We start from the raw sequence: 11,983 nt of genomic DNA, 5'->3' as shown, positions 1-11,983 counted from the left end.
ATAATTTATTATTTACATTTCACCTGAAGACACTGAATATAAGAGTTTAAAACTCGTTTCGTCTGCTATTAGCACTTCTTCTTTGTTATCTTTTTTTATAAATTTCACATCAATCAGCCCTGTCGATCTCGGTGATACTTTTGACGAGGAATGGTGTGTGTGCATCACATATCTGTAACTACCTGACTTATCTTTAAACAGATCACCATGCCCGGTACCATTGTATTTTAACTTTTCCCTGCTGATGATGGGATTGCCAGTGTATTTCTTCCAGGGACCAATAGGCGAGCTTGCTGTCGCGTATCCTACCGCATAATCCTTACTTCGAAAATCATTGGCAGAGTAAATCAGGTAATAGAGATTATTACGTTTAATTAGCGTTGGGCCTTCAGTAACCGGCCAGGGTGTTTTCTCTGTATTCTCCCAGAGCTCAAGTCCGCTGACACATTCCACAGCGGTCTCCGGAACAACATCTGAAAGATCTGGTTTCAATTCTGAAACAAAGATCCTGTTGCCTTCCTTGAGTTTTACATGATATAGATAAGTTTTACCGTTATCAAAAAACACAAATGGATCAATTTGTTTGCCGATGCCGGAAAGTGGCTTTGGGTTTTCCTGTCTGAATGGGCCAAGCGGACTGTCACTTTTGGCAATCGCAATTTGCTCATCTGCAGTGTAAGCCATATAATAGACATTGTTGTGCTTAAAAATCTGGGGTGCCCAGAAACCTTTGCTCCCAAAAGCATCCCCTTTTGAAAGTGCAAAGCCATTATTTTTTCCGACGGGTCCTTTCCAGTTTTTCAAATCTGAAGATTCGTATACTTCAAACCCGCGGTCGCTGCTCGTCCCGTACAAATAATAGGTCTCATTGTCCAGAAATATAGTTGGATCAGCCAAAGCAATAGCATCCGGAACCAAATGTCCTTTGACCATCCAAACTTCTGTATGATCTGAATAGGCATTGGTACTGGTCACAGCAATAATGGTGTTGTCATTTAAGACACATAGGCTGTTCCACAAACAGGATTTGTTTTCAGGAATAATGAAAGGCGCCGACTTTCTGCTGAAATTGCGCGCCTGATCGTCGCCTATTACAACTTTCATATCTGCAAATTCCATTTTGTTATTCCTCCCCTCGGTACCCTGGTAGGACAAGATGGTTTCTCCGGTTTTCAATTGTCTCAGGTAAGGCGCGCCCGCATAGAGTTCATCGCCGATTTTATTTGTGAGGGCATAAGTCCTGTTGGTACTTGAGGCATCCGTTATGCTGGCCCAGTTGTTTTCCAGGGAATTTCTGATAATGTAAGGTTTAAAATTTGTGAAGCCATTGTCCTCGATAGAAAATACAATGTCTTTCCCATTTTTCAGCAATAGCGGAACTGGCATCCCGTCGCGCTTGCCGGCCCTGAAGCTTACAATTTCCGGCTTGCTGGTCCAGGTCAGCCCATTGTCGGCGGATCGGAGCAGAGAGATATTCTGTTCGTCTGAATTGGTATAATCACCTTCATTCGCGAAAAAAAGCTGTATCCCACCATCGGGCAGCTGAACAGCAGAGGGCTCCCAGCATCCGTTCTTAAACTCGTGACCAGCTTCATAAAGAAGTCTTTCATCTTTCCAGGTCAGTCCTCCGTCATAACTTTTCTTTGTTCTGATGGCAAATTTCCTTGAGGGTGATATGTCGTGTGGCCTGGGGTTGTAACAGGCCAGTAACGAATGGTCTTTGAGCTCCAGAATGTCAGGAACAGCCATATTGATACCGTCTGCGCGCACAGCTATAGAGACAGGTGCGGACCAGGTCATCCCCAGGTCTGTACTTCTGACACACACCACATTGCCACTGGCCTCATAAACCGCCAGCAGTGACTGATCATGTAACTGAATCATCCGCGAATAACCGCAATAAAGTTCAGTTGAGCCTCCGGAGACTTTTTTTAGGGTATTGTAATCCCATTCGATATGGCTGCCACTGCTTAGAATATGTGCTTTTTTTGATGCCTCTTCCTTTTTACCACAGCTCGTTATCAGTAACAAACAGGCTATAACGGTCAAAAGTGCATTCGTCATGATTTTCATTCGCCTGAAGGTTTTGTGATGGCCACATCGATTTTAACCGGCTCACCAAAATTTGGAGTGCCGTCAGGATTCCAGGTAAATTTCTGCATTCTCGGACTGCGGTCATTGCTGCATGCAAGGCCGGCTCGGGGATTTGCATGGTAAATGATCCAGTCTTCTGTTCCGTCGGCCGATTTGAAAAAACCATTATGGCCAGGCCCGTAGGCTCCGTTCTCAGGTTTCTTGGTAAAGACAGGTTGAGCGGATTTAGTCCAGTCTGCAGCCTTTAGCGGATCTCCATTTTCCTTTAAACTTACCATCCCCAGCGAATAGTCATCGGTCCAGCAACCACTGGCTGAAAAGATTAAAAAAACATTTCCTTTTTTGTTCATTAGTATTTCCGGCCCTTCATTAACATCTGGTGTCCCTATCTTCTCCCAATCATACTGGGGAGCCGATATTTCCACTCTTGGGGTCGCCATTTTCCAGGGCTCATCTGCCAGGTCAGCAATATAAAGGCGCTGTGTATTGTCGGTCGCTGAAATATGTCCGCTCCAGATGATATAATTTTTATTATTCTTAGAAAACACTGTTGCATCGATTGCAAAAAAATCGGCTGCCTCGTCCTTAATCTGTCCTTTTACCACCCATGTTCCTTTTGTAGGATCAGTATCACTATTTTCCAGAACAAACATCCGCTGGGTCGAAAGATCACCTGACGACCCGGCGGTGTAATAAATGTACCACTTGTTATTTAAAAAATGCAGTTCAGGCGCCCAAATGTTTTTGGAATCTGCCCCAGAAGCTGGTGCGTTATAGACGACTGTAACCTCTGCCTTGTCCAGTTGCGATAACGCCTTTGTTTTATAAATAGAAATCTTATTACCCTGGGTATTCATGTAGTAGTAAAATCCATCCTTTTGGATCACCCATGGATCAGGCCCGCTGCTTAGCAGCGGGTTTTTAAATGTAGCTACGACAGGAGCCGGTTTGTCATCTTTTGGATCTGTTTTCTTCTGGCTCTTGCTGCAACCGGCAGCGGCTTGTAATAAAAGAATAAATATTAAGGTTCTGATCAGCATATCGGCTTATTAATAATTGGGGTTCTGTTCAAGATTGGTATTGTTGTCTACTTCATTTTGAGGCAACGGCAACCTGATGTGTTTTCCTACGACGAAGTTCTTAAAGTCCGGATCACGTAAAGCTACCTTATCTACAGCAGCCTTGGTATCAAGATCTCCCCATCGTTTTAAATCCGCCCAGCGTACACTCTCACCGCAAAGCTCTAAACTTCTTTCTATTTTAAGACGTTCCCTGAAAAGATCTTTGTTTGTTCCGATACCAGGATAGGCCGTGCCAAGTGCCGCCATATTCGCCCTGGTGCGGACACGGTTTACGTATTGATAAGCATCAGCAGTCTGACCCAATTCATTTAGCACCTCTGCGTACATCAGCAGTACATCCGCATAACGGATCACCCGGTTGTTGACCTGGCTAAAATAATCTTCATTGTTCCTCATATAATCACGGGAGTACTTTTTGAACCATGCTTCATCAGCATTCCATTCCCAACTTTTGCCATAGATCTTATCTCCAAAATCAGCTTCCAGTCCGGGATAGAATAAAGTATATCTCAAACGCTCGTCGATCTTATTGGCAAGTGTTTTTTCCTTCTTAAATTCTGCAACCAGCCAGTTTCTTGCCTGTCCGTCAGACCAGCCAATACTGCGCGGTGCAAAGAATTGTCCCCTATTGCTGCCCATATTCGAACTTGGACCATCCCCTTCACCTGTTTTATTGGCATCGGAAAACTGTATTTCGAAAACAGATTCTTTATTGTTCTCATTGTCCGCCCGAAAATTGTCTTTGAAAGCAACCAAGTCATAGTAGCCCTTGCCTGCTCCCGTAACGAGATAATCAAATGCAGTTTTTGCTTCAGCCCATTTGTGTTGCTGAATCAATGCTTTTCCCAACATTGCTTGTGCTGCTCCTTTAGTCGCTCGGCCAAGCTCTGCTCCCGTCCACTGTTCCGGCAGATCAGCACTCGCTTCTTTCAAATCCTTTTCAACCTGTGCCCAGACATCTGCCAGTGTACTGCGTGCGGGAAGATCTGTTGGCTTCTGAAGCGTTGTTACGATCGGGAAGTTCTCCCAAAGTATAGCTGCATAGTAATAGTAGAAGCCTCTCAGGAACTTGGCCTGTGCCAGGATTTGTGTTCTGTTTTTCTCGTCAGCAAACGGAATTTCGGGGACATAGGTCAACACCTGGTTACACCTGAAAATTGCCTTATAGGTATCTCTGTAGGTATTTACATTTCCCTCCCAGAAATTGTAGTTGATGTACTGAAAACGGGTCCAGTCTCCAAGTTCGGTCCATGGGCTATTGCTCCAACCCTCATCAGAGGTCAGATCAAGTCTGAAATAGATCCACCTATTCCAGCCGCCATTTTGATAGAACATGGCGTAAGCTGCATTGATACCTCTTTTTGCGTCATTTTCCGTTTTCCAAAACTGGTCAACTGTGAGTGTATTGGGACTATCCTGATCCAGAAGGTCTTTTTTACAGGAGGACATCAGAATCAGCGAAGCTAATATTAATATTTTTGAAGTTATCTTTTTCATCTTGTTTTTAATTAAAATCCGAAGTTTAAACCAAGAGATACTGTTCTCAAGTTGGGGAAAGCACCAAAATCAAAACCTTTTTCGAAAATGCTGGCATTGTTAAATTCGGGATCAAGTCCTGTATATTTGGTAATGGTGATCAGATTTTGTCCGGAAAGTGTTAGCCTTGTGGTGCTGAATCCGATTCTCTTTAAAGCACTGGATGGAATATTATAAGAAATACCGATATACTTCATGCGGGCAAAGCTCCCATTTTCTAACCACCTATCGGTATCTCCCCTTGCATTGATTGTACTTCCATAGAACGCCCTTGGAATGTCCGTATTCGGATTTTCCGTCGTCCATGGCTGCACGCCTTTGCGATAATTTGAATTATCCGAAAAATTATCCATGACGCTTCTTGGACCATTAAACACTTTTGCTCCGAAAGAACCAAACCAATCCATATTGAATTCAAAACCCTTATAAGAAGCTCCAAAATTTAGGCCCAGTTCATAATCGGCCCATGGGCTCCCTACTATCACTTTGTCATCATTGCTAATCTGTCCATCGTCGTTATTGTCTCTAAAGCGGATGTCTCCTGGCTTAGCACCCGACTGGATAACCTGACCTTTAGAATTTTTGTAGCTGTTTACTTCGTCTAAATTTTGGAACAGACCATCGGTTTGCAGTACATACCACATTCCTATCGGATTTCCGGCTTCGGTTACCGTATTTCCTACAAATGTCTTATTTTTTCCATAGCCTAGATCCTGTACTTTGTTGTTTAGTGTTGTCAGGTTTGCAGTGATGTTATATTTAAAATCTGCTGCATTTTCCGCATAAGTTGCAGTAAATTCAAAACCGCGGTTTCCAAGTGTAGCGCCGTTCACATAAGGATTCCCGCCATCATTACCAGTTGAAAGTGGGATCGGATATTGTAGCAGTACATCTTCTGTCTTTGCAATGAAATATTCGGCGGTTACAGAAAGTTTATTATTTAAAAAAGCTGCATCGAAACCATAATTTTGTTGTTGCAATTTCTCCCACCGCAAATCATTATTGGCCAGCTGAACCTGTATACCGCCAGGCTGAACCGTCTGGTTAGGTCCAAATACCACCGTCGGAAACGTGTTTATAAAAGATATATAATCGTACGGGCCTATGTTTCCGGTTCCCAGTGTACCATAACTGGCTCTGATTTTCAGGTCATTTATCCATGAAGATTCAAAAAAGCCCTCTTCACTAACCCGCCATGCAGCAGAAACTGAGGGAAAACTATCAAATTTTTCATTCTTACTAAGGCGTGACGAACCATCATATCTAACTATGGCATTAAGCAGATATTTATCTGCATAATTGTACTCCAGTCTTCCAAAATAAGATATTAAATCTACACGTGTTCTTTCGCCGCTAGTTTGTGGTTCATTTCCCTGATTCAAAACGTCATAATAATGACCAGTAGTCAGATTCTGCAAGATGTTTCTTTTGGTTCCCCGAATTATCCCGAACTTGTCTTTTTGATAAGACTGCCCCCCAATAACTGTCACACCATGTTTACCAAATTTTTCATTGAAAGTCAGGGTATTTTCTGCAAGAACAGTTGAACTCTCACCCCGGTTTTCATTCAAAATAGCAGGATCATATGCCTGATTCAATGTCCAGAATCCGTCTTTTTTCAAATATTTATAATGATCCCTACTAGTTTCATAACCAATGCTGCCTCTATATTTTAACGACTTAAGGAGCTGCAGTTCAGCATACAAATTGCCCCTGATCCTTAAGTTTTCGTTAGTACGGTCTTCCAGGTTGGCAATAGCAAGTGGATTGGTACCAAAGGTACGGGCCTTTGCTTCGTCTCCGTAACCATACCCCCCCGGATGTGAAGCATCATAGACGGGGATAGTAGGCAGCATCCGGAATATGTCGACTATAGGGTTGCCGGACATTTCATTTGCTTTCGCGTTGCTGATGGCCAGGTTGTCGCCAATGGTAAAAATTCCTCTCGTTCCTTTTGTGTTGACTCTGAAACTGACTCTATCAAAATCAGTACTGATCACAGTACCCTTATTACCAAAATACCCACCCGAAACATAGTAGCTGGCATCTTTTGAACCGCCGGTGAAACTCAGGTTATAATCCTGGATATTGCCAGTTCTGAAAGCGACATCCTGCCAATCCGTATTGTTGTTGAGATCAAGTTTCTGCCTGGTGAGATCTGCATTGTCATATGCCATAAAATTGATTCTTGAGAATTCCTCAGTTTCTGCCAGATCATAGCGGGGTATGGTCTGTATCCCTGTTTTTCCTGTAAATTCAATCTTCATTGGGCCCTCTGAACCTTTTTTCGTGGTGATGATGATTACCCCATTACCTGCTCTTGAGCCATATATAGCAGCAGCAGAAGCGTCTTTAAGGATTTGAATCGATTCAATATCCGCAGGATTGAAATCACGATTTGCAGTCGTAATCAATCCATCAACGACATATAACGGGTTAGTACCTCCAATTGTCCCCATGTTTTTCAGTCCCCTGATCTGGATCTGTGCTTCTGAACCTGGCTGTCCCCCTCCCCTGACTCGGATACCAGTTGCCAGACCCTGCAGTGATTCAGCTACTGTTGTACCCTGTTTCTTTTGGAGGTCAGCTGGCTTCACTACAGAAATGGCACCAGTAAGGTCTTTTTTCCGTTGCGTACCATAACCCACCACAACAACCTCACTCAGATCGGAGGCCGATTCAACCATGGTGACATTGACCACCGATCTGTTGTTTACCTGGATTTCCTGGGTATTATAGCCAATGTAGGTAAATACCAGAACCGCTCTGGAGGTACCTGGTGCGGAAATGGTATAAGCACCTTTCCCATCAGTCACTGTAGATTCAGATCCTCCTTTAACCTGCACGCCAACGCCAATCAATGGCCCTGATTTATCAGAGACTGTTCCTGTGATATTGCTTTGGGCAAAGGCTGCCTGGCAACAGAGGACAAACAATAAGCTTAAAATAAAGCAGAGCTTTAACGCTTTGCTAAAGTGTAATTTTTTTTTCATGCTCGTTTATATTTTGGTTAGCACAATCAATCTTTAGGGGAATAATTGTAATGCTAATTGACTAATTAACATTTGATCTTACAGATCAAATGTTGTTCATTTTGTCTCAATTAACTCCTTAATTGCATAAATCAGGAAATCATCTTCTTTTATGCCCCAATTCGGCCTATCTTTATTACGACCCAACATAGAAGAGCATTGAACAAGTTTTTATTGACATTATCCATATTAACAGGTGTGGCAGTTGCCGTATTTGGACAGTCTTACACTTTCAGACATTACCAGGTAGAACATGGACTTTCCTACAATTCTGTAATCTGTAGTCTGCAGGATAAAAAGGGATTTCTGTGGTTTGGTACTAAGGATGGTCTAAACAGATTCGACGGATATACTTTTAAAATCTTTAGAAATGACCCGGACAATTCCCAGACTATAGGAAACAATTTTATTCACAGTCTGTATGAAGATAAAGATCAGAATATCTGGGCTGGCACACTCCTGGGTTTATATAAATACAACCCGTTAAATGAAAGCTTCAGTCTTATCGGTCCCACAAAGAATAAGGACATCCGGGACATCAAAATTGATAACAACGGAAACTTATGGTATATCGCAGGGCTGACTTTTTGCATGTATAATGAGCAAACAAAAAAACAACTCACTTTTGATCAACGGCTTCACTCGGCAGCGACCTCGCTGAGTATTGCTGCAGACGGCAATATATGGCTATCCACAACTGACGGATTTATTCAAAGATATGATCCGAAAAAAAATACATTTGAAAGTTATAATGTATTTTACAAATCAAAACCTACTATATCCGCCTGGATAGAGAAGATATACGATACCGGCAAAGGTTTCCTTTTTATAGGAACTTCTAATCAAGGCATCAAAACATTTGACCTCAAAACTTTTGACTACAGAGATCTCCTGACGAGAAATACCGACCAAACAGCCATATATGCGAGAGATTTTATAGATAAGGGAAATGATGAATACTGGATGGCAACAGAATCCGGATTATTCATTTACAACCTAAAAACGGGTAAGTTCAACAACCTTCGAAATAAATTTAACGATCCTTACTCCATTTCAGACAATGCGGTTTATACGCTAAGCAGAGACAAGGAAGGCGGGATATGGGCGGGAACATATTTTGGTGGCATAAACTACTACCCTAAACAATATACTTCGTTCAATAAGTTCTTTGCACAGGGCAACGATAATAGTTTGAGCGGAAATGCCGTCAGGGAAATCTGCAATGACAGCAAAGGCTATATCTGGATAGGCACTGAGGATGGGGGACTGAATAAACTGAACCCAAAAACGGGAGACTTTGACCGGTTCAAGCCTACTGGTGAGAAGACCAGTATCGCACACACAAACATCCATGGCCTGCTTGCCGCAGATAACGAACTCTGGATCGGTACTTTCGAACAGGGCCTTGATGTTATGGATCTTAACACTGCCAAAGTGGTCAGACATTATCGTGCAGGGCAGGCTCCTAATGATTTAAAAAGTAATTTTATAGAATCACTGCTCCGGACACGGTCAGGAGAAATTTTGGTTGGCACATCTTTTGGCCTCTATCGTTATAACAGGACCAGTGATGATTTTACATTACTCAATGAAGTACCGGGAAACCTACATTATTCAAGCTTAATAGAAGACGACCAAGGAACGATCTGGGCCGGTACTTTAAGAGATGGATTATATTTCTATAATCCCGCAAGCAAGGCATCGGGTTATTATAAACATGAAGAAAACAACAGGAGGAGTTTGAGCAGTAATGCTATAAATAACGTTTATAAAGACAGCAGAGGGATTTTATGGGTTGCCACCGAAAACGGACTTAACGAGCTTAACAAAAAAGAAAATATCTTTAACAGGTACAGTACCAAAAATGGTTTTCTAAGTAATGTATTTTATAAAGTCCTGGAAGACCCAAAAAAAAATCTATGGATAAGTACATCAAAGGGGTTATTTAACTTTAATCCTGCAACAAAGAAAATAAAATCCTATACCAGAGCAAATGGACTACTCAGCGATCAATTCAATTACAGTTCCGCATTTAAAGACCCTGAGGGAAGAATGTATTTTGGAAGTGTCAAAGGATTAATCAGCTTTTTGCCTGATCAGTTTATACAAAACAGCTTTGTCTCTCCTGTTTACATTACTGGTTTTCAAGTGTACAACAAGGAATTAGAGATCGGCCAGAAGAACTCCCCCCTTACACGTTCCATTAACTTTACTGATGAAATTGAACTAAAGCACGACCAGGCCACTTTCAGTATAGATTTTGCCGCATTGGGGTTCACCGCGCCTGAAATGACGGAATATACTTTTAAAATGGACGGTCTTGACCGAAACTGGACCTATCTAAAAACCAACAGGAAGGTATATTTCACCAATCTCTCTCCCGGCACCTATACATTTAAACTGAAGGCCGCAAATAGCAGCGGGATTTGGAATGATCAGGTTACTGATCTTAAAATAATTATTGCTCCCCCGTTATGGGCTAGTCCGCTTGCATTTTTAGGTTATGCCTTGATAATTGTGATAGGAATATACTATGCCATCCGCTATTATCACCGGCGAATAAACATCAAAAATAAACGTAAAATTGAATTGTGGGAATCGAAAAAAGAGCGGGAACTGTACCATGCAAAAATTGAATTTTTCACGTATGTCACCCATGAAATCAGAACCCCGCTAACATTAATCAAAGGGCCTCTCGAAGAGGTGATCAAAAGATCGGAGGAGATACCCTCTATTAATGACAACCTGGTGATCATGGAAAAGAACACCAACCGGCTTATAGAACTGACCGATCAGTTGCTCGACTTTAGGAGAACCGAGGTCAAAGGTTTTAACCTCAATTTTGTAAACATTAGCATCAGCAAATTACTTGAAGAAAACTGCCTTAGATATAAGGCAGCGACAGAACAAAAACACCTTGAGCTGAGCATGAATTTACCAGATCATCCGCTCTATGCTTATGCTGATCCTGAAGCGTTAAAAAAAATCCTGAGCAATCTGGTTGATAATGCGGTTAAATATGCGACTGAAAAAATATCAGTAGCACTAATTGCCAGGGAAGATTCATTCATCATAACCGTAAAAAGTGATGGAAATCTAATCCCTTCTGGCCTGCACAAAAAAATCTTTGAACCATTTTACAGAATGGAAAGCAACAAGGATCAAAAAGGAACAGGAATAGGATTGCCTCTTGCGAAATCACTGGCAGAACTTCATGAAGGCACCTTACAAGTAAGCAATGAAAATGGATACTGGAATACTTTCACCCTTACACTCCCCAAGCACCATGAACGGGAATTTAAATTGACAGACGACACTGTAGGTGAGCCAGTAACGAAAGAAATTCTTCATCAAAATGGAAATTTGGTATCGCCGGTAATTCTTCTGGTAGAAGACAATCAGGAAATCAGGGAATTTATCGCCGATAAACTTGTTAAAGATTTTCATGTGATCCAGGCCGTTAATGGCAAAGAAGCTCTGGATATTTTAAGAGACAGGAGCATTCATTTAATCATCAGCGATATCATGATGCCTGTTATGGATGGCTATGAGTTGTGTAAAGCGGTGAAAGATAACCTGGAATATACACACATCCCAATCATCCTGCTGACAGCTAAAAATACCCTCCAATCAAAAATAGAAGGTCTGGAAGTAGGTGCAGACGCTTATCTTGAAAAACCTTTTTCTCCGGATCATTTGCTGACTCAGATTTCCAACTTGCTGGCAAGCCGCGACAAGATCAGGAACTATTTTGCCAGTTCACCGCTGGTACATATTAAAAGCATGGCATATAACAAGGCAGATGAAGCTTTTTTGGAGAAACTAAATGAGGCCATCAACAAAAACATCGACAACAAATCTCTGGATGTAGATCAACTGGCTGATATTATGAATATGAGCAGACCAACACTCTACCGGAAGATAAAGGCGATCTCCAACCTTTCGCCTCATGAACTGATCAACATTACAAGATTAAAGAAAGCGGCTGAATTACTGGTTGAAGGAAATCACAAGATCTTTAAGATCGCTTCCATGACTGGCTTTAGTTCCCAGGCGCAGTTTGGACGATGTTTTGTCAAGCAATTTGGGATGACCCCATCTGAATATGCGGGTTCAAAACATCTGATTGACACTGATATTTAACAAAAAATGGATTTTCAATGTTACCAAAACAGCAATCATCAATCATTTTAAATGAAGCTTTAAGCAAAACAAAAAAACTCAATTTCCATCTCTTTA

General features: G+C 41.8%; 5 protein-coding genes. 1 reads left to right on the top strand and 4 read right to left on the bottom strand.

All coding sequences use genetic code 11. The features are described 5' to 3' along the window. Positions 1-12 precede the first annotated feature (12 nt). Genes QEP08_RS04460 through QEP08_RS04445 form a run of 4 tightly spaced genes read right to left on the bottom strand, consistent with a single transcriptional unit; the run spans position 13 to position 7,705 of the window. Positions 13-2,073 (bottom strand): family 43 glycosylhydrolase, encoded by a 2,061-nt coding sequence (locus tag QEP08_RS04460; RefSeq protein WP_285056162.1) that lies wholly within the window; start codon positions 2,071-2,073, stop codon positions 13-15. After that, the gene (locus QEP08_RS04455) at positions 2,070-3,134 is read right to left on the bottom strand and encodes a glycoside hydrolase family 43 protein (protein ID WP_285056160.1); all 1,065 of its coding nucleotides are present in this window, start codon (positions 3,132-3,134) and stop codon (positions 2,070-2,072) included. The genes QEP08_RS04460 and QEP08_RS04455 overlap by 4 nt, the downstream gene beginning before the upstream one ends. 9 nt (positions 3,135-3,143) lie before the next feature. Beyond that, positions 3,144-4,673: a RagB/SusD family nutrient uptake outer membrane protein gene (locus QEP08_RS04450; RefSeq protein WP_285056159.1), complete on the bottom strand. Its 1,530-nt coding sequence runs from the start codon at positions 4,671-4,673 to the stop codon at positions 3,144-3,146. Between the two features lie 11 nt (positions 4,674-4,684). Then, positions 4,685-7,705, bottom strand: a complete 3,021-nt coding sequence (locus QEP08_RS04445) for a SusC/RagA family TonB-linked outer membrane protein (protein ID WP_285056157.1) — start codon at positions 7,703-7,705, stop codon at positions 4,685-4,687. Positions 7,706-7,903: 198 nt separating this feature from the next. On the opposite strand from QEP08_RS04445, the gene QEP08_RS04440 reads away from it, so the two are divergent. Continuing rightward, the gene (locus QEP08_RS04440; RefSeq protein ID WP_285056156.1) at positions 7,904-11,887 is read left to right on the top strand and encodes a hybrid sensor histidine kinase/response regulator transcription factor; all 3,984 of its coding nucleotides are present in this window, start codon (positions 7,904-7,906) and stop codon (positions 11,885-11,887) included. The last annotated feature ends 96 nt before the right edge of the window (positions 11,888-11,983 follow it).

It is taken from the genome of Pedobacter ginsengisoli, from assembly GCF_030244015.1.
GTDB classification, from domain to species: Bacteria; Bacteroidota; Bacteroidia; order Sphingobacteriales; family Sphingobacteriaceae; genus Pedobacter; species Pedobacter ginsengisoli.
The sequence above is the reverse complement of the archived record's forward strand: the minus strand, read 5'-3'. Positions and strand labels throughout refer to the sequence as shown.

What these genes read in the sequence shown, in the direction of transcription:
- QEP08_RS04455 (WP_285056160.1), bottom strand. Translation starts at nt 3,134, where the DNA reads ATGCTGATCAGAACCTTAATATTTATTCTTTTATTACAAGCCGCTGCC.
- QEP08_RS04450 (WP_285056159.1), bottom strand. Translation starts at nt 4,673, where the DNA reads ATGAAAAAGATAACTTCAAAAATATTAATATTAGCTTCGCTGATTCTG.
- QEP08_RS04445 (WP_285056157.1), bottom strand. Translation starts at nt 7,705, where the DNA reads ATGAAAAAAAAATTACACTTTAGCAAAGCGTTAAAGCTCTGCTTTATT.
- QEP08_RS04460 (WP_285056162.1), bottom strand. Translation starts at nt 2,073, where the DNA reads ATGAAAATCATGACGAATGCACTTTTGACCGTTATAGCCTGTTTGTTA.